The sequence below is a fragment of the Pseudomonas sp. LBUM1676 genome, from assembly GCF_059695605.1.
In genome coordinates this window covers 4889641-4914549 of sequence record NZ_CP166777.1, presented here as the reverse complement: position 1 = coordinate 4914549, position 24909 = coordinate 4889641, and the positions used below count along the sequence as shown (strand labels likewise).

General features: G+C 49.9%; 23 protein-coding genes. 21 read left to right on the top strand and 2 right to left on the bottom strand.

Annotated features, from left to right (window positions below; genetic code table 11):
- The first annotated feature begins 157 nt into the window (after nt 1-157).
- The 14 genes from ACA041_RS22620 to ACA041_RS22555 all read left to right on the top strand — a co-directional run bounded on the left by ACA041_RS22620 (nt 158) and on the right by ACA041_RS22555 (nt 15880).
- Nucleotides 158-436 (top strand): hypothetical protein, encoded by a 279-nt coding sequence (locus ACA041_RS22620; protein ID WP_497437778.1) that lies wholly within the window; start codon nt 158-160, stop codon nt 434-436.
- 153 nt (nt 437-589) lie between these two features.
- The gene (gene ihfB, locus ACA041_RS22615) at nt 590-889 is read left to right on the top strand and encodes an integration host factor subunit beta (RefSeq protein WP_497280876.1); all 300 of its coding nucleotides are present in this window, start codon (nt 590-592) and stop codon (nt 887-889) included.
- A 467-nt stretch (nt 890-1356) separates the two neighbouring features.
- On the top strand, nt 1357-2403 hold the full coding sequence (locus ACA041_RS22610) for an LPS O-antigen chain length determinant protein WzzB (RefSeq protein ID WP_497437777.1): 1047 nt from the start codon (nt 1357-1359) through the stop codon (nt 2401-2403).
- Nucleotides 2404-3194: 791 nt separating this feature from the next.
- Complete coding sequence (locus tag ACA041_RS22605; protein WP_497437776.1) at nt 3195-4427, top strand: O-antigen translocase; 1233 nt, start codon at nt 3195-3197, stop codon at nt 4425-4427.
- Complete coding sequence (locus ACA041_RS22600) at nt 4424-5629, top strand: glycosyltransferase family 4 protein (protein ID WP_497437775.1); 1206 nt, start codon at nt 4424-4426, stop codon at nt 5627-5629. Before ACA041_RS22605 ends, ACA041_RS22600 begins: the two co-directional genes overlap by 4 nt.
- Nucleotides 5630-5733: 104 nt before the next feature.
- Nucleotides 5734-6768 (top strand): polysaccharide biosynthesis protein, encoded by a 1035-nt coding sequence (locus ACA041_RS22595; RefSeq protein WP_497437774.1) that lies wholly within the window; start codon nt 5734-5736, stop codon nt 6766-6768.
- Between the two features lie 4 nt (nt 6769-6772).
- Nucleotides 6773-7891, top strand: coding sequence for a UDP-2-acetamido-2,6-beta-L-arabino-hexul-4-ose reductase (gene wbjC / locus ACA041_RS22590; RefSeq protein WP_497437773.1), 1119 nt, complete (start codon nt 6773-6775; stop codon nt 7889-7891).
- Between the two features lie 240 nt (nt 7892-8131).
- Nucleotides 8132-9295, top strand: a complete 1164-nt coding sequence (locus tag ACA041_RS22585) for an EpsG family protein (protein WP_497437772.1) — start codon at nt 8132-8134, stop codon at nt 9293-9295.
- Between the two features lie 297 nt (nt 9296-9592).
- Complete coding sequence (gene wecB, locus ACA041_RS22580; RefSeq protein WP_497437771.1) at nt 9593-10723, top strand: non-hydrolyzing UDP-N-acetylglucosamine 2-epimerase; 1131 nt, start codon at nt 9593-9595, stop codon at nt 10721-10723.
- Nucleotides 10724-10728: 5 nt separating this feature from the next.
- On the top strand, nt 10729-11949 hold the full coding sequence (locus tag ACA041_RS22575) for a glycosyltransferase family 4 protein (RefSeq protein WP_497437770.1): 1221 nt from the start codon (nt 10729-10731) through the stop codon (nt 11947-11949).
- Nucleotides 11950-11993: 44 nt separating this feature from the next.
- Nucleotides 11994-12590, top strand: a complete 597-nt coding sequence (locus ACA041_RS22570; RefSeq protein WP_497442152.1) for a sugar transferase — start codon at nt 11994-11996, stop codon at nt 12588-12590.
- 254 nt (nt 12591-12844) lie between these two features.
- Complete coding sequence (locus ACA041_RS22565; RefSeq protein WP_497442151.1) at nt 12845-14023, top strand: DegT/DnrJ/EryC1/StrS family aminotransferase; 1179 nt, start codon at nt 12845-12847, stop codon at nt 14021-14023.
- Nucleotides 14024-14354: 331 nt separating this feature from the next.
- On the top strand, nt 14355-15011 hold the full coding sequence (locus ACA041_RS22560) for an acetyltransferase (protein WP_497437769.1): 657 nt from the start codon (nt 14355-14357) through the stop codon (nt 15009-15011).
- Between the two features lie 14 nt (nt 15012-15025).
- Nucleotides 15026-15880: a 3-hydroxyacyl-CoA dehydrogenase family protein gene (locus tag ACA041_RS22555; RefSeq protein ID WP_497437768.1), complete on the top strand. Its 855-nt coding sequence runs from the start codon at nt 15026-15028 to the stop codon at nt 15878-15880.
- A 148-nt stretch (nt 15881-16028) separates the two neighbouring features.
- Here ACA041_RS22555 and ACA041_RS22550 read toward each other — a convergent pair whose 3' ends face one another.
- Nucleotides 16029-16700, bottom strand: coding sequence for an aspartyl/asparaginyl beta-hydroxylase domain-containing protein (locus ACA041_RS22550; RefSeq protein WP_497437767.1), 672 nt, complete (start codon nt 16698-16700; stop codon nt 16029-16031).
- A gap of 1008 nt (nt 16701-17708) precedes the next feature.
- On the opposite strand from ACA041_RS22550, the gene ACA041_RS22545 reads away from it, so the two are divergent.
- From ACA041_RS22545 to fabF, 5 genes are all read left to right on the top strand, one after another.
- Complete coding sequence (locus ACA041_RS22545) at nt 17709-17918, top strand: hypothetical protein (protein ID WP_497437766.1); 210 nt, start codon at nt 17709-17711, stop codon at nt 17916-17918.
- Nucleotides 17906-19900 (top strand): polysaccharide biosynthesis protein, encoded by a 1995-nt coding sequence (locus ACA041_RS22540; RefSeq protein WP_497437765.1) that lies wholly within the window; start codon nt 17906-17908, stop codon nt 19898-19900. Before ACA041_RS22545 ends, ACA041_RS22540 begins: the two co-directional genes overlap by 13 nt.
- Before the next feature lie 113 nt (nt 19901-20013).
- Entirely contained in the window at nt 20014-20349 is a 336-nt protein-coding gene (locus ACA041_RS22535; RefSeq protein ID WP_497437764.1) for a ComEA family DNA-binding protein, read from the top strand.
- Nucleotides 20350-20554: 205 nt separating this feature from the next.
- Nucleotides 20555-21349, top strand: a complete 795-nt coding sequence (locus tag ACA041_RS22530) for an SDR family NAD(P)-dependent oxidoreductase (protein ID WP_497437763.1) — start codon at nt 20555-20557, stop codon at nt 21347-21349.
- 32 nt (nt 21350-21381) lie between these two features.
- Nucleotides 21382-22656, top strand: coding sequence for a beta-ketoacyl-ACP synthase II (fabF, locus tag ACA041_RS22525; RefSeq protein WP_497437762.1), 1275 nt, complete (start codon nt 21382-21384; stop codon nt 22654-22656).
- On the opposite strand, the gene ACA041_RS22520 is transcribed toward fabF, so the two are convergent.
- The gene (locus ACA041_RS22520; RefSeq protein WP_497437761.1) at nt 22653-23210 is read right to left on the bottom strand and encodes a TetR/AcrR family transcriptional regulator; all 558 of its coding nucleotides are present in this window, start codon (nt 23208-23210) and stop codon (nt 22653-22655) included. The two genes, fabF and ACA041_RS22520, sit on opposite strands and share 4 nt — an antisense overlap.
- Nucleotides 23211-23386: 176 nt before the next feature.
- Between ACA041_RS22520 and ACA041_RS22515 the strand changes: the two genes are divergently transcribed.
- Both ACA041_RS22515 and ACA041_RS22510 read left to right on the top strand, forming a co-directional pair.
- The gene (locus tag ACA041_RS22515) at nt 23387-24040 is read left to right on the top strand and encodes a GntR family transcriptional regulator (RefSeq protein ID WP_497437760.1); all 654 of its coding nucleotides are present in this window, start codon (nt 23387-23389) and stop codon (nt 24038-24040) included.
- A gap of 13 nt (nt 24041-24053) precedes the next feature.
- Nucleotides 24054-24905: an urea carboxylase-associated family protein gene (locus ACA041_RS22510; protein ID WP_497437759.1), complete on the top strand. Its 852-nt coding sequence runs from the start codon at nt 24054-24056 to the stop codon at nt 24903-24905.
- Nucleotides 24906-24909: the final 4 nt, after the last annotated feature.

Here is a 24909-nt window from a genome sequence, read left to right as displayed (position 1 = left end):
TAAAGGCATCGATCTCGTGGCGCTACAATGTTTTCCTGTGCAACCAATGGTCTCGCCTGGTTGTCTGTTTCTTTAATAGGATCAATCGTTTATTTGCAGCTAGTCTATAGCCTGAAGCAAACGACAGTCGGGCAGGGCGTCCGGCATAAGGAAGTGAATGAACAAGCTCATTGTCGCAGTGGCGGTACTGGCATTGGCAGGTTGTACCACTAGCGCCAAGACACACGCTAAGCGTGGGGTCAGTGGCATCGAGATCGATTGCTCCGGACTGGGCTCAGGCTGGGAGAAATGCCGCAAACGAGCGGACAAGGAGTGCAAGGCCGCAGGTTACAAAGTTGTGGCCAGGTCCGATGATGCCAAGGAAGAGGACGAATATCCTTTAGGCTTCAATCCTGCCGGCTACCTGACCCGCACCATGCTGGTTATCTGTAGATGAGCCAATAAGGACGCGATCAGCATTCACTTGCTCCCTCCGCAGGGAAGCTCACAGCTGGTAAAGATATGTGAAAACTCGGGCTGTTCAAATCCATCCGGGCGTGCTAAAACCTTTGAAGCGCTGATCTAGCTGCTTGAAAAAGAAGGGAAAAATATGACGAAGTCGGAGTTGATCGAACGAATTGTCACCCATCAAGGGCTGCTCTCATCCAAGGATGTGGAGCTGGCCATCAAGACCATGCTCGAGCAAATGTCCCAATGCCTGGCCACCGGCGATCGCATCGAGATCCGTGGTTTTGGCAGCTTCTCATTGCATTACCGCGCGCCGCGGGTAGGGCGCAACCCGAAGACCGGGCAGTCGGTTAGCCTGGATGGCAAGTTTGTTCCGCATTTCAAGCCTGGGAAGGAGTTGAGGGATCGGGTGAATGAGGATGAGGAAGAAGGTGAAATTTAAAATCCTTACTCGGGAGCGCTTTGATGAGTAGTCTCAAGAAGGCCATATCAGTCATCTGTTTATCAGTATGTACTGTTGCGGTATTAGTTTTTATGCTTGAAAATCAACAGCCATCGCAGCTTACTTTTTTCGGATTGACAACCCCTCTACTGCCAAGCTCAGTTTTTATGGCGGTATTTTTGCTTGTGGGGATGCTGATTGGCCCTCTTCTCGCGTTGGCGTTTAGACGGAAGCGTAAGCGGCCGGTTGGGTTGTAAGTTTCTTCTGCGGTAGGAGAATCTATGATGGGCGTTGTTGCGGAGCTCTCGAAAGCATCAATGCTATTCGTATATTGAATTAGGCGGCCTACGCATGGCCCTTGCTCATTTGTCAGGGCAGGCAAGATTTACTCGTCACTAATTTAGAAAGAAGTCGGCCGCTCGAATGGGCGACAGACAGTCGAAAATCAGGTGTTATGGAAGCGGCGAATGCTTAACAGTAAAAATTCCAGCAGCATGGGTGAGGTAAGTCTCACCGATTTATTAAGTGTTCTCTGGCTGCAGAAATGGACAATTATTGGGATAACCTGTGTTCTGACCTTGATAGGTGTGGCGTACGCTGTTGTGGCGCAACCGATATACGAAGCTAAGGCTTTCGCTATACCTCCCACGCAGAATGATATCGCCAGCCTAAACTACGGTCGAGTAAAAGACACAGAGCTAAATCCACTCTCAGTAAAGGATGTGTATTCGGTTTTTCTTCAGAGCTTACGGGGCGAAACACTGCGCCAGTCATTCATTTTTGAAGTAATGATGCCTGCGTTGAGAGAGAAAAATCCCGACGGCAGCAAGGACCAGCTGTATTCCGAGCTTTCAAAGCGCATCGTTGTATCTCAGTCTCCGAGGGAGATACCGGATAGATATATGGTAGCTATTCAAGGAACCGATCCTGAACAAGCTGCAAAATGGGCTGAGGACTACATACTCCGTGCAGGAAATTTGTCGAAGCAAGAGATAATCAAGGACGTTTCTTACGAGGCTGAGGTCAGAGTGCGCAGCCTTGAAAAGCAAATTGCCGAGTTGCGGGAGAATGGCCGGAAAGTTCGCGAGGATACGATCACCAAACTGCGCGAAGCGCTGCGGGTGGCTCAAGCCATTGGCTTGGAAAAACCTCCAATCATCTCCGGCAATCCTGCGGTTCAAATTGCAGGTAGTTTGGATGGGCAGCTTATTTATATGCGTGGTACCAAGGCGCTAGAGGCCGAAATCGAGAACCTGGAAAAACGCGAATCCAATGACCCATTTATTCGGCGGTTGCGTGACCTTGAGTCGAAGCAGGCTTTTTATTCGTCGATTCCTTCAAGTCTCTCGAATGTGAAAACCTATCGCATGGATGGTGCTGTCGAGCCAGTTTCGAGCCCAATAAAGCCTAAGAAGTTTCTGATAGTTGTTTTCAGCATTCTTTTCGGTTCGGTAATAGCTTGCGGCTTTGTACTTATCCGGCATCTCATTCGGACGAGATTTGATAGCGCGTAATCTCCATGGGTATAAATATTCGACCTGCCTCGTCATTTAGATGATGGGCGGGTTTTTTTTTGAAGACTTTGTTTATTGCTGGAGGGTTATCGTTGTTCTTTGCTTAAAGTAGTTGTGCCTGTGGGTTCTACATCTTCTTGTCATTTATTACTGCAGTTTTCTGATTGTCAGTTTTCCGGCGCTACATCCGTTGTTTGCGCTAAATGGTGAGCGATGCGGCCTCGCCAAAACCAAAGTTGAAGGTAGGAAGGAAGGGGAAAAGATGTCCATATGATGGCATCCAGGGGGTTGGTCGCTTCCGGGGCGCTGGCGAGAATCTCGCAGGGAGCACCCCGTCGACAAGCATTTTGTCTAATTCCGCGGCAGCGATGTGGCTTGAGCGCAGGTATAATCTTCTTCCGGCGGCCAGTTAGATCTTCAGCGTCACAGTTTTCGTTAAGGTTCGTGATCTTGCAGCCTGAGCCTGCCTGCGCGACCGATACAACAGATGGTCGAAAAGTTTGAGCAAATAGCATAAAATAGTGGGTTAAAATCTCCGGTTTAGGTATTTTTAGTAAATTTGTCGTCGCTATTGGGATTTTGGTCGCTCGCTTGTGCGGTGAGCGCATGGTGTTTTTGGAAAGACCAGATTGGGAAGCCGCTCTTTTTGCTTCTCGCGTATAGGGTTTGGCGATTATACCGTTCTGGAGTGAGGAATTTTCTTACTCGCTCATAGCTCTTTTGGACCACGCATGGTGTCTGGTAAAGGAACATGGAATGAGGTTTGAAGTTTGGCAAGGTTGAGAGCCGGTGTGCATTTTGCCTCCTCAATATTAGTGAAGGCGGTCGCAGGGCTCATAGTGATAAAACTATTAGCTTGGAAGTTGGGGCCTGATGGTTTTGGATTGCTTGGGCAGCTGATGACCTTGGTTGCGATCACTGGAATGTTCGCTGGTGGCGGGATTACTAATGGCTTGATAAAGGTTCTAGCTAAGTCACCTATTGAATCAAAAGACGGACAAGCCTGGCTTTCCACGGCCTTTACTCTGACCACTATTATTTCTTTAATTGTGGCGATTTTGCTTTCGGTTTTTTCCACGGCCCTGTCAGACCATTTAATGCAGGGTGGATTTGCGGCGCTTTTCATATGTCTTGGGTTGGCCCAGGCCTTTGTTGGTTATGGCAGCCTGATTCAAGCGGAGGCAAGCAGTCGCGGGGAAAGTGGTTTCTACGCGAAGGTCAACATACTCGGCACTTTGTTGGGTACGGCTATATTAGCCTTATCAGTTAATTATTTTGGTTTTAATGGGGCGGCCTATTCTGTAATGCTAATGCCAGCTATTACAGGAATTGTCGCATTTTTGTTCATGTTTTTTCATCGTAGACTGCTCTTACAGTTTTTTAAATTTTTGTTTGATCGAGTCAGAATGCGTCATCTGATGTCTTTCTCTGTTTTAGCCTTGGTTGGCTCGACATCAGTACCTATTGCGCAGATTCTTATGCGTGATGGGCTGGCACAGCAGTTTGGCTGGGAGCAGGTCGGATTGTGGCAAGGCGTGATCAAGTTATCAGACGTCTATATGCAGTTCGTCGGCGTTGTTCTGATGAATTATGTTTTGCCCCGATATGCGTCAGCAAGCAATGTTCATTCCGTTATTGAGGAGTTCAAGTTAAGTCTGATGTGGCTGTTGTCGGCCCTCTTGCTAGGATTCGTCGTGCTTTATGGACTCAGGAATTTGATTGTCAGGCTGGTTTTTTCTGACGAATTTCTGCCGATGACAGATTATTTTTTACCTCAGATGGTTGGTGATATCTTCCGAACCGTCGCATCAGCAATATCAATAATTTTCATGGCTAGAGGTGCCGTACGGGTATCCATTCTATTCGAATTTGCGCAAGGTATGTTCCTTTTCCTTGCGTTCATGGTTATGCGCGATAGTTTTGGTGCGATGGCACCAGTGTATGCCCACGTTATAACTTACGGACTATTATCCATTCTCATGGCTATAGGGCTTGGCTATTGGTTTAGGAGAACACAGCCATGAAGATCTTGATATTGTGCAATAAGTTTTCTCTCTCTGAAAACGACCCTTGGCTGACAAATGAGTTGGCTGATTCTTTTCAAGAACTTGGCCACGAAGTTACAGTTGTCCGCCTAGATTGGTGGGCGGCCCCTGGCAGCGCTCGTCTTGATCTGAAGTTGGCAAATGGTATCGAAGTCATATCGATTCCTCCCGTATTGGTGCGTTTTCCTTTGGCGTTCGTTTCACGCATCCTGAAGTGGAGTCTTTCTTCTTTTTCTGCATATTCAGTATCCCGAAAACTATCGAAAGATATCGATTTTGACATGGTGATCTCTTTTTCACCTGCCGTAACCATGGCGTTGCCAATAATGGCGCTTGCGAAGAAGAAAACGCTTACCTCCTTGTTGATTCAATGGGATTTCTTTCCGCACCATCATCGGCAGATCGGTTTATTTTCTTCAAGTATATCTTTTTTCGTTGCGAGGAAAGTTGAAGAAAAGTTGATACGGATGTTTGATGTTGTCGCGTGCATGTCACCGGCCAACGAGGCTTACCTTCGTACGCATTATCCGATTCGTGATGAGCAACGCATTTGTATCGCTCCCGTTTGGGGGAAAGACACCAGTTTGCCTGTAATCGACCGTACGATCGTTCGAAACAAATACAACTTGCCAGAAGGTAATCCGCTGGTTGTTTTCGGTGGGCAGCTGGTTCACGGTCGAGGTCTCGAAGACTTGCTGGTCGCCGCGAAGCTGGCGCACAAAGCCGGATCGCCTGTAATTTTCCTTGTGATCGGAAGCGGGTCCCTTGAATATCTGGTTGAGGAATGTGTCGCCCAAGGTTGCAAAAACCTGATCTGGATTCCTCGCATACCACGCGATGAGTATCTGGGACTTATTAAATCATGTGACCTCGCTCTTGTGTGCACTGTCAGGGACGTTGATGTTCCAAGCTTCCCATCCAAGACTATCGACTATTTGAGGGTGGGGCTGCCGATTGTAGCTTCGGTAGAGTCTTCTACGGACTATGGTGACTATATAACCTCATTAGGTGTAGGCATCAGTGTTGAGGCAGGAGAGCCGGAGGGGCTGCTGAAATCCGTCGAAAATTTACTTAATGATCCTGATAAAATGCGGTCTATGAGCGAGTTTGGGCCTATTAAATTTAAAGAAATCTTTGAAGTGAGACACATTTCGTCAAAACTACTTGATATGGTTGTTTGACGGAATGTATACAGGCGCCACTACCCCCATTTACGTGTTGGGGATTAGTCGCTCCGTTAATAGCGTTTGTAGTTGTCTGATAATTAAAATATTGTGAGGTTGTTATGTTCCAAGATAAGACACTTTTGATTACTGGCGGTACTGGGTCCTTCGGTAACGCAGTATTAAAACGTTTTCTTGATACTGATATCGCCGAGATCCGGATATTCAGCCGAGATGAGAAAAAGCAGGACGACATGCGCAAGTTCTACGCAAGTTCAAAGCTCAAGTTCTATATCGGTGATGTCCGTGACTACCAAAGTGTTTTGAATGCTACTCGCGGTGTCGACTATATTTTCCACGCGGCAGCGCTCAAGCAGGTTCCATCATGCGAATTCCATCCAATGGAAGCAGTGAAAACCAACGTTCTGGGTACTGAAAATGTCTTGGAAGCCGCTATTCAAAATGGCATAAAGCGTGTCGTATGCCTGAGCACCGATAAGGCCGTTTATCCTATTAATGCCATGGGTATATCCAAGGCAATGATGGAAAAAGTCATGGTGGCAAAGTCGCGAAGCGCTGATGACGACAAAACTGTCATTTGCGGTACTCGTTACGGGAATGTCATGGCCTCACGGGGTTCAGTTATCCCCCTTTTCATTCAGCAGATTCGCGACGGCAAGCCGCTAACGCTGACCGATCCTAACATGACTCGTTTCATGATGACCCTGGCTGATGCAGTAGATCTGGTGCTGTACGCATTCGAACATGGCAATAATGGAGATCTGTTCGTACAGAAAGCACCAGCTGCGACGGTGGAAACCCTTGCCAATGCACTGACCCAAATGCTCAACCTTCCAGAACATCCGATTCAGGTGATTGGTACTCGGCATGGGGAAAAGCTGTATGAGGCACTTCTGAGTCGTGAGGAAATGGCGTGTGCAGAGGACCGCGGTGACTATTTCCGCATACCACCAGATCTGCGTGATTTGAACTACGCTAAATTTGTTGAGCAAGGCGAGGAAAAAATTTCTCGTACAGAAGATTATAATTCGCATAACACTGAACGGTTAGATGTTGAAGGTATGAAAAACCTTTTGTTGAAGCTGGAATTCATGCGGGCCATTCAGCGTGGTGAATATGCGACGCCGGAGGAGTGAAACAATGAAAGTGCTGATTACCGGGGCTAACGGTTTTGTGGGTAAGAACTTAGTAGCTCACTTGGGCGAGCGTGATGATATTGAAATTGTCCAGTTTACGCGGGACGATGATGTCAATCACTTATCGACTCTGATGAAAGGTGTAGATTTTGTTTTTCACTTGGCAGGAGTGAATCGACCACAAGATCCAAAAGAGTTCGAGGCTGGTAATACGAACTTGACGCAAGCCCTTTGTGACGCGGTATCAGCGTGCGGTAGATCGGTGCCAGTACTTTATACCTCTTCGATACAAGCAGAACTGGACAATTTATACGGTAGCAGCAAGCGTGGAGCCGAGGAGGCGTTAACCGCGCTCGAAGAGCATAATGGCTGCCCAGTCTACCTGTTCAGGCTTCCAAATGTTTTTGGTAAATGGGCCCGGCCTAACTACAATTCAGCAGTCGCTACATTTTGCCACAATATTATTTTTGGTCTGCCGATCACTATCAATGATCCGCAATCAGTCATTAATCTCGTCTATATAGACGATGTGATCAAGCAATTCATTTCAGTGATGGATGGCAAATCTTCAGGACATCGTTTTGTTAGCGTGGAGCCTCAATACAGTATGACTGTTGAGGCACTTGTAACTCAGCTTGAAGCATTTCGAGAAAGCCGTTCAACTCTGATTTCAGAGCCGGTAGGAAGTGGGCTGGTTCGAGCTTTATACTCTACGTATGTAAGTTATTTACCTCCAGAAAGATTTACGTATGAAGTGCCGAGGTATGGAGACCAGAGGGGCGTGTTTGTAGAAATGCTCAAGACTGGCAATAGCGGCCAGTTCTCATATTTTACCGCCCATCCCGGTGTTACACGCGGTGGCCACTACCATCATTCCAAAACTGAAAAATTTTTGGTGATCAAGGGGCGGGCATGTTTTCGGTTCAAACATATCGTCTCTGGTGAATTCTACGAACTGTTTACTGTTGGGGACCATCCGGAAGTTGTAGAAACTGTTCCAGGGTGGACTCATGATATAACCAACGTAGGAGAAGAAGAGTTGATCGTGATGTTATGGGCTAACGAAATATTTGACCGCGAGTTACCAGATACCTACGCTCGTTCATTAGGAATTGAAGCGTAGGATTGGAAGGCTCTCTGTTTTGATTGGCTATGCCGAGCGAGCAAAACCGGGAGCCGGATTACTCCGGCAAGGAGCTATTGTTGAAATTTGAAGATTTACAAGTATTGTCTGTCGAGCAGGTGCGTTGTTGAAGTTGTTAGCCGGAAAAGTTTGGGCACGCTGAGGCAATGCTCATTAAAGTCCAGTGTACTGGACTTTCAGCCCAGCTTTCAGCGCGCAGATAATAAATAAGGATTTAGAATGTATTTTTATCTTGGCGTCGGTTTTTTATTGTGGGCAATAGCTATTCCTGGGTTGTTCATGAAGACAAAGACCGGTATTAGCTTTTTTTTAGCAATGATGGTCTTCTGGCTGATCTGTGCATTCAGGTATGAAACCGGCTACGACTGGGTAGTTTATGAGCAGTATTTCAATGCTGTGAAAGGCTCTGGGTTCATGGTTTTTCCACAAGATGTGGTCTCGATGGAGCCACTTTACTATTTGTTGAATTATCTTGTTTCTCGAGTGGGCGATTTTCAGTTATTTTTATTGTTGGTTGGCTCATTCAATACCTATTGTGCCTGTCGTTTTTTTTATCGCTTTGATTCCCGGGTGTCACTTGGGTTGGCGTTTGTTTTTTGTTGGGTATTTTTCCCTCTTGAGATGGGGACGATTCGTCAGTCTATCGCTGTTTCTATCATGCTTTTGGCTATGGAAAGCTTTATTTTTGAAAAGCGCAAAAGTGCAGTTTGGAGTTTTATTGTAGCTGTAGGCTTCCAATATTCATCGCTGATGTATGCCGCAATATTCTTTACTCGTGGCATTCGTTGCGTTATTCAGCATATGTGGGTGTATATAGCAACCTGTTTGCTTTTTTACAGTGTCGGTATTGGCGCTGGGCAAATAGCACTAAACATAGGCACCGCCGCGAACATTCCGTTCGTTTCGGAAAAACTGGCAATTTATGCAGGTATAGGGTTTTCACAAAGGTCTGTTGCAGGGGCGGGTTACCTGGTGTTGAATTGCCTCTTGCTCGCTTTAGCCAAGTTGTATATTAAGGAAATAGGTCGCCGCGAGTCTGTATTGGTTGGTGCTCTTATCTGTTTGGTGGGGGCGCAAGCGTTTCTGTTTGATTTTGCATTGATATGGAACCGAATTCAATATTTGGCATGTTTTGCTCAAGCGGTCATCATTTATGAGGTTATGAGGCAAGTGAGTATTCCTGCTCGTGCACTTGTCGTGGTGTGCGTTGCTGTCAGTAGCCTTAGTTCACTTCTGTTTTTTGTATCTGCAAGTTCTTCTTTGCCTTTTGCTCCGTATCATTCGTATATAGAATATATATTGACGGGCGATAAAGGCTCTGGTCGCGAACGAGCAGAGCAGTTCTATGAAGATTTTAATGCTGCAAACAAAAAAATTGAGTGAATCTGTTTACGGAAAAACCCGCCATGCGCTAGGCTGTAATGAATTCGAGTTCAGCTCAGATTATGTAGGAACGGGTGGATGCAGTATCGGAATTATCGTCAGAAGGCAAGATGGCAGCCGAAATGAACGGCATCTGCTTCGCACATGGCGCTTCGCGTACCAGCCAAGCAGTCCCTGAAGACCGTGCGCATGCAACGGCGACGGAATTGCTTAGTATGCAAAATTTGAGCCAGGTGGCTACCGCTAGGCTATCATTTATTATTTAATTCTCAATTTCTGAATGTGAAGTTTAAAATTATGAAAAAATTGAAAGTAGTTACCGTGGTAGGAACCCGCCCGGAAATCATTCGTCTGTCGCGTGTGATGGCCGCTCTGGATCAATATTGCGACCACGTGCTTGTCCACACGGGTCAAAATTACGACTACGAACTCAATGAGATTTTCTTTCAGGATTTGGGAATTCGCAAGCCCGACCACTTTTTGAATGCGGCGGGTGCAACGGGCGCCGAAACCATTGGTAATGTGATTATCAGCGTAGATCGGGTACTGGCGGAAGTTGAGCCGGAAGCTCTGCTGGTCCTAGGCGACACAAACAGTTGCATGGCAGTAATTCCTGCCAAGCGTCGCAAGATCCCGACTTTCCATATGGAAGCCGGCAACCGCTGTTTCGACATGCGCGTTCCTGAGGAGATCAATCGTCGTATCGTTGACCATACCGCAGATATCAATTTGACCTATAGCACCATTGCGCGTGATTATTTGCTGCGCGAGGGGCTGTCGCCAGACATGGTAATTAAAACCGGCAGCCCCATGTTTGAGGTGTTGAATTACTATCGTGAAGGCATCGAGGCGTCGGATGTACTCACCCGTCTTGGTTTGGAGAACGGCAAATTTTTTGTTGTCAGCGCACATCGCGAAGAGAATATTGATTCCGATACAAACTTCGGGAAGCTGGTTGAAGTCCTAAACACTGTTGCTGAGCATTATGGGTTTCCGGTCATTGTCTCCACTCACCCTCGCACCCAGAAACGGGTTGATGCCTTGGGTGTGAAGTTTCATCAAAATATTCGCTTGCTAAAACCACTGGGTTTCAAAGATTACAATAAGTTACAGCTTGAGTCCAAGGCGGTGCTTTCCGACAGCGGTACAATCAACGAAGAATCATCGATTTTAAACTTTCCTGCGTTGAATATTCGTGAAGCTCACGAGCGTCCTGAGGGTATGGAGGAGGCTGCGGTAATGATGGTCGGGCTGGAAACCGAGAGAGTCATGCAGGGCTTGCAGGTGCTGGAAAATCAAAGTCGTGCCGATGAGCGAGGTCTTCGACTCGTAACTGACTACAGTATGCCAAACGTGGCAGAGAAGGTGGTTCGCATTATTCATAGCTACCGTGACTATGTGATGCGCACTGTCTGGAGAAGGTACTGATACGAATGGCCATTCGTGTTTTGCTGTTCACTCAGTGGTTTGAACCCGAGCCGACTTTCAAAGGGATGGTTTTTGCACGAGAGTTGATTGCTCAGGGCTTTGAAGTAGAAGTTGTAACCGGGTTTCCTAATTATCCCGGTGGAAAACTTTATCCAGGCTATAGAATCAAGGCTCTGCAGCGTGAAGTCATCGATGGCGTGCAGGTTACTCGTGTCCCACTCTACCCGAGTCATGGGCAGAGTGGGGTTGGACGATTGGCGAATTACATTAGCTTTGCCGCTAGCATACTGATATACGGGCTTTTTCGGGCAAAAAAACCTGATGTTATATATGCTTACCACCCTCCGCTGACAGTTGGCATTGCTGCTGCACTGGTTCGTTTTTTTCGCCGCATTCCGGTCGTTTACGATATACAAGATATGTGGCCGGACACGCTGAAGGCGACCGGGATGTTTTCTAACGAAAAGTTATTGAGAATAGTATCTCGAGTTTGCGATTGGGTATACGGTCACGTAGATCAAATAGTCGTATTGTCTCCAGGTTTCAAGCGTTTGTTGATCGAGCGAGGAGTGCCGTCGGAGAAGGTCGATGTAATCTACAATTGGTGTGCGGAAAGCTCGATCGATACTATGTTAACCACGCCGCCAGGTAACTTTCCTGTTGTCTCAAAGTTAAAAATTCTATTCGCTGGCAATATGGGTAAGGCTCAATCACTGGAAACCGTTATTGAGGCGGCGAGCTTGGTTCAGGAAAAAACCAGTCAAGTAGCGTTTGTTTTTATTGGCGGGGGGGTTGAGGCTTCGAGTTTAGAAGCACTCGCTAAAACCAAAAAACTTGAAGACGTCTATTTTCTTCCTGCTGTTCCGATGACTGAAATAGGTGCTTATTTATCCAGCGCCGACGCGTTGCTCGTTCATTTGAAGAAAGATCCATTATTTTCGATCACAATCCCGTCAAAAACCCAAGCCTACATGGCCGCGGGCAAGCCGATCTTGATGGGCGTTGATGGGGATGCTGCAGATCTTGTTCGCGCGGCCGGTTGCGGCGTAGTCAGTGAGTCAGGCAATGCGCAGGCTCTCGCCGATGCAGTCCTGGCTTTAATCGATATTTCTGCTGAGGACCGTAATCGGATGGGTGAGAGCGGGAAGACTTTCTATTGCGAAGAGCTGTCATTACGTGTCGGGGTTGAGCGTTTTGGCATGCATTTCAAACGTCTGAGCAAATGATTTTAAACCTGTTTCGAGCGTTATCACATTTTCAAGGATTTCCGATGTTTAAACGCTTCTTCGATATTGTTGCTGCTGCGATTGGGTTGATCGTCTTGTCCCCCGTGATCGCGGTGGTCGCGTACTTGATTCGTAAGCGACTCGGCTCTCCTGTGTTGTTTCGCCAAGTCAGACCAGGTAAGGGGGGGGAGCCTTTTGAGATGGTCAAGTTTCGTACGATGAGAGACGCATTGGACGTTAACGGTAAGCCATTACCGGATTCTGAGCGAATGACAGATTTTGGTAGGTTTCTACGCTCCAGCAGTTTGGACGAGCTGCCCGAGTTGTGGAACGTAATAAAGGGAGACATGAGTTTGGTGGGACCTCGTCCACTGCTGATGGAGTACCTGCCTCTGTACGACGAAGAGCAATTCCGCCGACATGAAATGCGGCCAGGTGTTACCGGCTGGGCTCAGATAAATGGCCGTAACGCGTTGTCCTGGGAGGAAAAATTTAAGCTTGACGTTTGGTATGTGGACAACCAATCACTGTTGCTTGACCTCAAAATCATATTTCGTACCATAAAAAAGGTACTGGTTCGAGATGGGATTAGCGCTGAAGGTGAGGTAACGATGACCAAGTTTACCGGGTCTAAAAAATGAAGCAAATGCATCAGCTGATGGAGTGGTCGTAGTGACCGTCAGTGTAGGTACCGGACGCTTGAGGGTACGGTGCTCGAGATTCGTTCAACTGACAGTCGGGGTGGCGTTGGTTGGCGATATCTCTGATAACATGATTTTAGCTGGGTAATGGCGCAGGCGCTTGGAAAATCCCGAGTGTTTAGCCTCGGATACAAGTGAACAAACAACCGTTGAATAATACGGTTTTTTTTAATTATGGATGGCAGGTAAAAAACGTGTTGAACACTCCATTTTCTCCTTGGCCTTCATTCACTGCAGAAGAGGCCGATGCTGTTCGCGATGTGGTGCTATCCAATAAAGTCAACTATTGGACTGGGCAAGAGTGCCGGGAATTTGAGAAAGAGTTTGCTACGTGGGCAGGCACGGAATATGCCGTTGCGTTGGCGAACGGCACTGTCGCACTGGACTTGGCGCTAAACGCACTTGGGATAGGGCCAGGAGACGAAGTCATCGTTACGCCTCGTACCTTTCTGGCCTCGGTTTCCAGCATTGTTAATGCTGGTGCGACCCCGGTGTTCGCCGAAGTCGACCGTGATACTCAGAATATTACCGCAGAAACCATCCAGGCAGTCTTGACTCCCCGTACCCGTGGTGTGATTTGCGTTCACCTGGCAGGCTGGCCGTGTGACATGGATCCGATAATGGACCTTGCGGCTTCTTATGGTCTAAAGGTCATCGAGGACTGTGCCCAGGCGCACGGTGCAACCTATAAGGGACGTCCAGTAGGTTCCATCGGCCACGTGGGCGCATGGTCATTTTGCCAAGACAAGATTATGACCACCGGTGGTGAAGGCGGAATGGTAACCACCAACGATCGCGATCTTTGGCGGAAGATGTGGTCGTTCAAGGACCATGGTAAAAGCTGGGAAGCTATCTATGAACGGGAGCATACCCCAGGCTTTCGTTGGTTGCATGAAAGTTTTGGCACCAATTGGCGCATGCTTGAGATGCAGGGAGCCATTGGTCGAATTCAGTTGCGTCGTATGCCGCAATGGCATTCTCTGCGGTCTAAATATGCCGAACGCATCTGGGATTGTGCACGAGCGCTTAACGGCCTCCGGGTTCCCGAAGTACCGGACGATTGCACTCATGCGGCATACAAGTGTTACTTGTTCGTCGAGCCGACATTATTGAAGGCTAATTGGAGTCGAGACCGTATTCTTGCTGAAATTACGTCGCTTGGGGTGCCGTGCTTCTCTGGCTCTTGCTCCGAGGTATATCTCGAGAAAGCATTCGACGATACAGGGTGGCGGCCGGAGACTCGTTTCTCTGCGGCGAAGGAACTGGGGGAGACGAGTCTGATGTTCCTTGTGCATCCTACTTTGACAGAAGATGAGATAGGCAGGACCTGTGACGCACTCGAGAATGTAATGTTGCAGGCAGTTAAAGTATAGGTTTTTATATATAGCGATATGAGTTCCTCTTCGTTAGTTGAAGAGGAACTCACATTTCTGGATGATTCTAGATTTTGCATCAATATTCCACCAATGGTGTACGGCAAATTCAGGAAGTGGAGTCTCTCACTAAGCTGCGGACGCAGTCACCGACCCTTTGAATCACTCGGCCAGATAGGCGGTAGGAGCGCTGACAGGTGTGGTTTCACTATCTTTGCCTGACAGCGGCCGATTTCGTATGTAAAATTCCGACGCGCCCATTAAGTCGACAGCCATTTCAAGCCCTACCTGCCTGAAGCAACTGTCTCGACATAGAACTGAAGGATTGAGCATGAAAATTTACGCAATCGTTGGTGCTGGTGGTTTTGGGCGTGAGGTAGCGCCTCTAGCGAAAGACATGCTCGGGAGCTCAAGCGAAGCGGAATTCAAGATTTTTTTCGTCGATGACAACCAATCCGAAAAAATCATCAACGGATTCAGCGTCGTCGATACCGATGAATTCTTCAATATGGATGGCGAAAAATTTTTCAATATCACAATCGCCAATAGCAAAGTCAGACAGGAAATTGCGGAACGATTCATTGCCAAGGGTATAAAGCCTTTTTCGATTTCTGCAATGAATGCCATAAGCTTAAGCCACAATGATATTGGCGAAGGTGCCGTTTTTTGTCCGTTTACCACAGTCACGGCCAATGCGAAAATTGGCAAATTTTTTCATGCCAATATCTATTCATATATTGCGCACGATTGTGTCATTGGTGATTACGTTACATTTGCACCGAATGTGCAATGCAACGGCAGCGTTGTGATAGAAGATCATGCCTACATTGGAACCGGGGCGATGATTCGCCAAGGCACTCCAGAAAGACCAATTGTTATCGGCGAAGGTGCAGTTGTTGGCATGGGTTCCGTTGTCACTAAGAGTGTCGCACCCTATACAACAGTATTTGGCAACCCGGCAAAGCTGCTAAACAAAGGCTCAAGATAAGGATTTACGGCAGCATGAAAGAGATCAAAGTGGCGGTGATTGGGGCGGGGACGATGGGCAAAGGAATTGTCCAGATTCTGGCGCAATCCAATATCGTTTATTCCGTGGTATGGGTAGGCCGTGCCCAATCCAGCTGTCGCTCTTCGCTGGAAGATCTTAATTCCCAATGGGAACGGATGATCAATAAGAAGAGGCTTTCGGCTGAAAATGCCAGAGTCTATTCTGATAAGGTTTGCATTGGTAGCGGTTTCCAGGACATTGCGAATTGCGACTTGATTCTTGAGGCCGTGGCGGAAGACATGCCGGTCAAGCACGAAGCATTCAAGGAAATTGCCAAGTATGCTGATGCAGCCGCGGTTATTGCCACAAATACGTCTTCGCTTTCTATCACCGAGCTGGCGAGTATCACTCGGCATCCCGAGAATGTAGTTGGCCTGCATTTCTTCAACCCCGCCCCAGTTATGAAGTTGGTCGAGGTCATTGTTGGTCTCTCGACTTCGGATGAGACCGCAACTTGGGCATTTGAGTTTGCAAAAGAATTAGGTAAAGAACCCGTCTTGGTCAATGAAGCACCAGGCTTCATTGTTAACCGAATGCTTATACCGATGATAAATGAAGCTATTGGTATTCTCGCGGAGGGCGTTGCTACCGCGGAGGAAATCGACAAAGCAATGAAATTTGGTGCAAATCATCCGATTGGCCCCCTCGCTCTTGCAGATTTGATTGGTAACGATGTAAACCTATCGATAATGGAAACACTGCATAACGAAACGGGTGACTCAAAATACAGAGCCCACCCTCTATTGCGCAAAATGGTCAGGGCCAACAGGCTTGGCCGAAAAACCGGTATAGGTTTTTATAAGTACTAGAAATCAGCTCGCGGATGTCGTTTGTTTAAACCAAGATTCAGGGTGGTTTAAATATTCCGCGCATATACACATTCTGGCGGATTCTAACAAGGTATCCGCCAATTTGTATGGCTGTCCTGCACGCGATCGTAGAACGTATTTCTAGTATTTACTCTACCTTCTTCTTCCCCAAGAAGCGCCATTCTACGAATTTTTTTAGCATTCTCATTTGGGCCATGAAATACTTAGGGTCTTTCCAAATGTTGATGATGATCGATTTGAGTAAGTTGAGAGCAAGAATCATGAAAAAATAAATATCATGTATTTTTCCACGTATATTTTTTTGCGGTAGCTTTGCTTTTACCGAATCGTTGATGTTGCACTCTATGACAATATGAACTCTTGTCTCGGAGCTTTCGTTCTTTACCTCATGCAAATAGGAGGTGTCCAACGCCCATAATTCATCAGGGGACATTACTACCCGTTTTTTTGAAACATTAAAAAAAACGTTATCGTTGGTGATGATCGGGATGTGGAAGCGGATTCTTGCATTACTTGATGCTCCGGTGAGGTCCCGGTGAGCGTGAAGAACGGCGCCAGGAGACAAATAGTAAAACACACAGACACCGCTTTGATCTGCCCCCAGAAAATCATAAATTTCTTGCATGAATGTGTGGGTTTTGGGATCGAGATCTATTTTATGCCATTGGATCCCGGCGTACTTTCCGTCGGCGTGTACGTTGGACTTATTGATCTCCAGTTCTAGAGCTGTTTTTTTTATTTCTGATATTTTTTCTTCGCCAAAGAAATCTTTCTTTATAAGAAAACTGCCGGAGTTCATGGTCTGTTCCTCCCCACACTCTAGGTGTCAGTAGTAGGTTCGTTTGTAAAGGTATTATAAGCTATTTCGATTCGTGTAGGGTTTGCAAAAAAAAAGCGATCATCTCACGAGTAGTGGATTCGTGCCTATGGGGAAAATGGCATTTGCACGCTCTAGGTGGGCCTCAAGGGTGACTTGTATTGATAGCACAAGGGGCGGGTTCGCTCGCCAGGATATCGGACGTTCAGGCATCCGGTCGTTTTGCCAAGATAGATGCAAGACCATCGGGGCGGTATCGCATATTGGTCGCAGCGGGTGATAGCTTGTTTTGAATCTTGCGAAGGTTTGTTGCGGGTGACGAATTTTTCAGTGCCCGGGATGTCGGTTGTTAGTTGAGAACAAGGTGCCGGCGTACAAACGCGAAGAGGCGTAGGTTTTTTGGGGGGGCCAGCTAGCGGGCATCCCGCGCGACATATGACGTTTTTGGGTCTCTTGTGTGTTTCAACGATGGAAAACGAGTTCCGGAACGTAATTTTCCTCCGTTACGAAGGGGCCTGATCTGATTTTTTTGTATCCCCAACCCTGAGAAGATGCTGAAATTGACAGACTACTGAGCGGTAATCAGACCGCGCTGGCGCTCGCAGCACATGCTTGGGACACGCGCGGTAGTGATTCAGGGGAGGTCCGCAGCGGTGTCGAGGCGCAGAGAGCAATGAATTGCCAGCGTTGACGTGTATGATAATGCCATGGCGGAAATGGCCTAAGTTCGCGTTTCAAACCTAACCCTTCAGATGGATGCTTCTGTTCGATGACTTTATGGTTGTCGTTGTTGGTCGTAGCAGGTGTCTCGCTGGTGCTCATTGGGGCTATGCGCCACTTCGCTCCAGCCTGCAGCCTGGCTGAATTGCCGAATGCTCGCAGTCGGCAATTGATTTTGACCTGCGATAAAGGTGAAATTGCGATCGCTTTTGGTTTCCCAGCGTCTTGCCCACTTTCGGTTTGGTCGGGCTTACGGCTGGGGCCCTGGTCATGGTGATTCGTGGCAAGCGTGCTGGAAGGGTGATGCCTCGCCTTGTTGACGGCTATGGATGCATCGCAGAACGACGGTTGTTTCCTTGTCATATCACAGTAGAAGGGCGGACGTTGCTCTGGTCTGGTGGGTTGCCATTGGTAGTTTCTGGCTTGGATGATTTTGGTTTTGGTGTCATGAAAGGTGATCAGGGGTTATGGATAAAATAAGAATTTACTTACTTAATCTTCCGAGGCAACGAAAACGTGTTTTGCAAGTTATTACTGATGTCTTATTAGTATGGCTGGCGTTATGGATGTCGTTTGTCGTCCGTCTCGGGCTGGACGATATGATCGAACCCCTGATTCAGCATTTCTGGTTGTTCATCGCAGCACCAGCTTTGGCAATTCCTTTATTCATTCGTTTTGGCCTGTATCGGGCAGTGATGCGATATTTTGGTAATGATGCGCTGATTGCAATAATTAAGGCAGTCAGCTTGTCGGCGTTAATGTTAGGTGTTGCCGTATATTTGTATAGCAATCACCAACGTACTATTCCTCGATCGATTATTTTCAACTACTGGTGGTTGAGTCTGATCATGGTGGGTGGCTTACGCTTGGCCCTGCGTCAGTATTTTATGGGTGACTGGTTTGCTACGACGCAACATGTCCCATTCACCAATCGTGATGACGGACTTCCCAAAGTCGCTATTTACGGGGCGGGCGCTGCGGGCAACCAATTGGTTGCGGCACTTCGAATGGGGAGGATGATGCGGCCTATCGCTTTTATCGACGATGACAGCAGCATTGCCAATCGCGTTATTTCAGGGCTTCAGGTTTATAAACCGAAGCATATACAACAGATGATTGATGCAACGGGTGCCCAGGAGATATTACTCGCGATTCCTTCGGTTACCCGTGGTCGCCGTCGCGAAATACTCGGTTACCTCGAAGGTTTTCCCCTTCATGTTCGAAGTATCCCCGGTTTCATGGACTTGGCCAGCGGACGGGTGAAAGTCGATGACATTCAAGAAGTCGACATCGCAGACCTCTTGGGCCGAGATGCCGTTCCAGCCCAGGGCGATTTACTTGCCCATTGTATCAAGGGTCAGTCCGTTCTGGTCACCGGGGCGGGGGGGTCCATTGGGTCTGAACTTTGTCGCCAGATTCTAACGCTTCGCCCAACGACACTTCTGTTGTTCGAACACAGTGAATTCAACCTTTACAGCATTTTGTCCGAGCTTGAACATCGCATCGCTCGCGAGTCCTTGTCGGTTCGCCTGTTACCAATACTCGGTTCGGTGCGTAATCCGGAAAAGTTACTGGATGTGATGAAAACCTGGCATGTGGATACTGTGTACCATGCGGCTGCCTACAAACATGTGCCAATGGTTGAACATAACATTGCCGAGGGTGTGCTCAACAACGTAATCGGCACACTTAATACCGCCCAAGCGGCGCTTAAGTCGGGGGTTGCCAACTTTGTCCTGATCTCCACCGACAAGGCGGTTCGACCTACCAATGTGATGGGCAGCACTAAACGCCTCGCCGAATTGACATTACAGGCGCTTAGTCGAGAGCTTGCCCCAGTATTGTTTGGTGACACCACTAACATCTCACATGTGAATAAAACCCGCTTCACCATGGTGCGTTTTGGCAATGTTTTGGGTTCATCCGGTTCGGTAATTCCGTTGTTCCATAAACAGATCAAGTCCGGTGGACCGCTAACAGTTACGCATCCGAAGATTACCCGTTATTTCATGACGATTCCGGAAGCCGCGCAGTTAGTGATTCAGGCTGGCTCAATGGGGCAGGGTGGTGATGTTTTCGTTTTGGACATGGGCGAACCGGTAAAAATAGTTGAACTTGCAGAGAAGATGATTCATCTGTCGGGCCTGAGTGTTCGTTCAGACAAGAATCTGCATGGGGATATTTCCATCGAATTTACGGGGCTGCGTCCCGGCGAGAAGCTTTACGAAGAGTTATTGATTGGCGACAACGTCGCTGCTACCCAGCACCCAATGATCATGAGCGCTAACGAGGACCACTTGGAGTGGGATGTACTCAAGGCAAGGCTTAGTGATTTGCTGAGTGCTGTTGATCAGGATGATTACTCCCGCGTTCGGCAGCTCCTGCGTGAAACTGTCAGCGGCTACACACCAGACGGCGAAATCGTAGACTGGATCTACCAACAACGCCGCCTCGAACCCTGATTGTTTCACATCCCGCAACAGACACATTTTTGACAGTCTCCATCCATCGCCTAAGTTTGGAAGGCAGCTTCGGAAAAAGCTGCTTTCCCAATCGATGTCATGGAGCGTCATTTATGCGTACTGGCTACTTCTATTCTCTGGTTTTTGCCCTGCTCACCACCGCCTCTATCGCCGCCGTTGCTGCGCCCGCAGCCAAGACAGAAGCGGGCAATGCACCCCAGGTGCAACAAATGTCCTCCCAGTCACAGGCCGGCAAAGTCGATCTCAACAAGGCGGACGCATCGACCCTGCAGAGCGAACTGTCCGGTATCGGGGAGGCGAAGGCGAAGGCGATTGTTGCGTATCGTGAGAGTAATGGAGCGTTTTCGTCCGTGGACGAGTTGCTTGAGGTCAAGGGGATCGGTAAAGCCCTCTTGGACAAAAACCGCGAGAAGCTTGAAGTGAACTAAGCTTGTAAGTCAGCGCCACGGGCCGGTCATTTGACCGGCCTTTTTTGCATCTGGCACACCTGAAACAGGCAGCCCTTCGTCGGTAGCAAAAAAATTACGGCTATCATATGGTGTGGAGATTATGCCTATAATATAACGACTTTCTGGCAAAGCGTTCTGAACCCAGGCGCTAGCTTTCCTTTCAAGCTTGTCCCGGAGCACAGTCATGAATTCCGTCCAAACCCAAGGAACAGCCCTCGTCACCGGTGCCTCCTCGGGCATCGGCGCCATCTACGCCGAGCGCTTGGCTGCACGTGGTTTTGATTTATTGTTGGTCGCTCGCGATCAGGAGCGGCTGGATGCGGCAGCGACCAAGCTGCGCGCCGAGCATGGCGTACATGTCGAGGTGCTCAAGTCGGACCTGACGCAAAAGGACGATGTGCTGAAGCTTGAACAGCGCCTACGCAGCGATTCGAGTATCAGTCTGCTGTTGAACAATGCAGGCGTTGCAGCAGACGGTTTGCTGGCCAACGCCGACATGGACCAGCTGGAGCGCTTGATTCAGCTGAACGTCACGGCGGTCACTCGACTGGCTTCGGCAGCGGCGGCCAGTTTTGCCAAGGCGGGCCGGGGGACGATCATCAACATTGGCTCGGTGGTGGCCTTGTTTCCCGAGCGTTTCAATGCAACTTACAGCGCCAGCAAGGCTTATGTGTTAAGTCTGACCCAGTCGTTGAACGCCGAGCTGGATGGCACCGGGGTCAAGGTTCAAGCCGTGTTGCCGGGTGTTACGCGCACCGAGATCTGGGAGCGTTCCGGTATCGATGCGACCCAGATCCCTGCGGATATGGTGATGGAGGCGGGGGAGATGGTCGATGCGGCGTTGTCGGGGCTGGATCAGGGCGAGTTGATCACCATCCCTTCGTTGCCGGATGCCGCCGACTGGGATGCTTTCGTTGCGGCGCGTCTTGTGATGGCGCCGAACCTTTCCAAAAGCAAGGCCGCCTCGCGTTACAAGTGAGGCGCCATCCATTGGCTTGAGGTAATTGCAGTATGAGTGGTCGTCGAGTGGTTGTGACAGGCATGGGCCTGGTGTCTCCGTTGGGTAGCGGTGTCGAAGCCGTCTGGCAGCGTTTGTTGGCAGGGCGTTCCGGGGTGCGCAATTTGCCCGATGAGGTGGTTGCCGATCTGCCGACCAGGGTCGGTGGTGCGGTTCCGACGTTGGCAGAGGACGCCGAGGCGGGATTTGATCCCGACCGGGCCACCTCGCCTAAAGAGCAGAAGAAGATGGACCGCTTCATTCTGTTTGCCATGGAGGCGGCTCGTCAGGCGCTTGAGCAAGCGGGCTGGCAGGCGTTGGACGCCAATGCCCAGGAACGTACGGCGACTATTATCGGTTCCGGCGTGGGCGGTTTCGGGGCGATTGCCGATGCGGTGCGGACCACCGACAGTCGTGGTCCGCGTCGATTGTCGCCGTTTACCATTCCTTCGTTTCTGGTCAACCTCGCCGCGGGTCATGTTTCGATTCAGCACGGGTTCAAGGGGCCGTTGGGTGCTCCGGTGACGGCCTGCGCTGCCGGGGTTCAGGCGATTGGTGATGCGGCGCGGTTGATTCGTTGCGGTGAGGCGGACATTGCGGTGTGCGGCGGCGCGGAAGCGGCGATCGATCGCGTCAGTCTCGCCGGATTTGCCGCAGCCCGCGCCTTGTCCAGTGCTTACAACGACACTCCGGAGCGTGCTTCGCGGCCGTTCGACAGTGGTCGCGATGGCTTCGTCATGGGTGAGGGCTCCGGGCTGCTGGTGATTGAGTCCTTGGAGCATGCTCTGGCTCGCGGTGCTCAACCATTGGCCGAACTGGTCGGCTACGGCACCAGCGCCGATGCCTATCACCTGACCGCAGGTCCCGAGGATGGTAGCGGAGCGCAGCGGGCGATGTCGCTGGCGTTGGCTCAGGGGGGAATTTCAGCGGCGCAGGTACAGCATCTCAATGCCCACGCGACCTCGACGCCCATCGGGGACTTGGGGGAGCTGGCGGCCATCAAGGCAGTGTTCGGCACGGATAACAAAATTGCGGTGACCTCGACCAAATCTGCCACCGGACATCTGCTCGGTGCGGCAGGGGGAATCGAGGCGATCTTCACGCTGTTGGCGATTCGCGATCAGGTGGTGCCGGCCACCCTCAATTTCGATAACCCGGACCCCGCTAGCCAAGGCGTGGACATCGTCCATGGCCAGGCGCGGCCGATGGCCATCGAGTATGCGCTGTCCAACGGCTTCGGGTTTGGCGGGGTCAACGCCAGCGTGCTGTTCAAACGCTGGCAAGGTTAATCCCGGGTTCGTTTGAGATAGGCGCGCGTGATGTCGAGGATCCGCTGGGCGAACTGCGGATTTTCGACACTGCGCGATAGCAGCAGCGCCCCGACCAAGGTCGACATGATGACGATGGCGCGGTCGGCGGCGTCTTCGCTTTCGAGGGTGGCTTGCACCTGGTCGAGCCGTGCGTTGAGCACCGCGTCAGAGGTCGGACTTGGCTGTCCGCGCAGGCCGAGTTCCGACGACATGGTCGGCAGCGGACATCCTTCATCCGGTGAAGTCTGGTGCCATTCAGACAAATAGACGTCGATGAATGTTTCCAGTGGTTGATCCTGGGCAAACAATTCGGCGCAAATAACATCTACCTGATCACCCGCCGCTTGCAGGGCTTTTTCTACCAGTTCGTCCTTGGACTTGAAATGCGAGTAGAAGCCGCCGTGAGTCAAACCCAACGCTTTCATCAGAGGCTGCAGGCCGGTTGCGCCAATACCATCGCGACGAAAACGCGCTGATGCTTCCTCGATGATACGTTTATGGGTCTGAGCTTTATGGTCCTGCGAGTAACGCATTTCGAATCTCCGCAACAATGCACCATCTTAACCAATGAAAATTAAATGGTGACTGTACTTCTACTGCTAAAAAGCATGCAGATGCGTCCAACTTCGTCTTGAAGCTTTCAACTAATTGGCACGAATAGTGATTATTTGTTGATTGAAGATTGTTGAACAATCACAAGGTAACAACTATGAGCAGCGGATTGTCCCTGGCCGACCACATTACTTTGGAGTTGCGCGCCGACATTATTGGCGGTCGTTTGTTGCCCGGAATGGCGTTGGTGGAAAACGAGCTAGTGACGGCCTACAACGCGTCTCGCAATACTATTCGCGAAGCGCTGCACCGCCTGGGGCAGGAAGGTCTGACCCGTTATGTGCGCAACAAGGGGGTGATGGTTCGTCGGCTGGGCGTCGAGGATGTGCGGGATTTGTTCAACGTTCGTCGCACCCTGGAGTTGCAAGCCATCAGCGCGAGTCAACCGTTGCGCGACTATCAGTCCGACCGGATGTGCGAATCCCTGGAAGCCACCGAGCTGGCCCGGGAGCGAGAGGATTGGCGCGCCGTCGGAACCCACAGCCTCGCGTTTCATCAACACATAGTGGGGCTATTGCGCAGCCCGATGTTCGATGAGTTTTTTACCAATGTCGTCGCGCAATTGCGCCTGGTGTTCTGCACCGCGCCTGACGAATCGCAATTTCAGGCGCCTTGGCTCGCGCGTGACCGACAGATCCATGAATGGCTGGTCGAGGGCGACAAGCGTGCGGCCGAGGATGCCATGAGCCTGTATCTCGACGATTCCGAGCAGCTCCTGCTGCAAATGCTTGCCCCGATTTCCCATCACTGATTGAGGATGTGCCATGTACAAAGACTATCCGGCGGCCTATCAAGTCAGCAAAGGCTCGGCCTTGCAGGTAGACACCGCGTTCTACGAACGGATCCGCGATTCGAAGGATGGGCGCACCCTGATCGAGACCTTTGAAGTGCCGATCCGCACCGGGCGGGCATGGAAGGTGCCGGCCGGGCATGTGTTTCGCGTGACTACGCCGGTCGGGCCGCAAGTCGGGGATTTCAATGTGTGGAACGCCAACGACCCGCGAGAACGCTTGTGGGCGGCACGTACCCGACAGCTGCAAGGCGCGCATGTCAGCACCCATGACCGGCTCTGGTCGAACCTGCCGTTTCTGCGGCCGCTGGTGACCATCACCGATGACAGCCTTGCCGGTTATGGTATCGACGAGCACGGTGGTCGCCTGCACGATTTGCTCGGCACCCGTTGCGATCCTTATGTGAACAAAATGCTCACCGGTGAAGACTTTCATCATCACTGTCATTCAAACCTGACCCGTGCGGTGTTGCCCCATGGCTTGACCGAGTTCGATGTGCATGACGTGCTGAACATTTTCCAGTGCACCGGGTTGAATCACGACGACATGTACTTCATGAAAGCCTGTCCGGCACAGAAGGGCGACTACCTGGAGTTCTTTGCCGAAATCGATCTGCTGTGTGCGCTGTCGACCTGCCCGGGCGGCGATCTGTCGCTGGCCATGTGGGGGCCGGATGCGCAGGATCCATTGAGCGTATGTCGACCGCTTGGGGTGGAGATCTATCGGTTGGAGGATTCATTGCTTGCGGGCTGGAGCCAGCCGGAGCGGGCGGCGTACAAAGGGATGCATGGCTTGCACATTGCCAAGGCGGATTGGGAGCAGTAAAAAT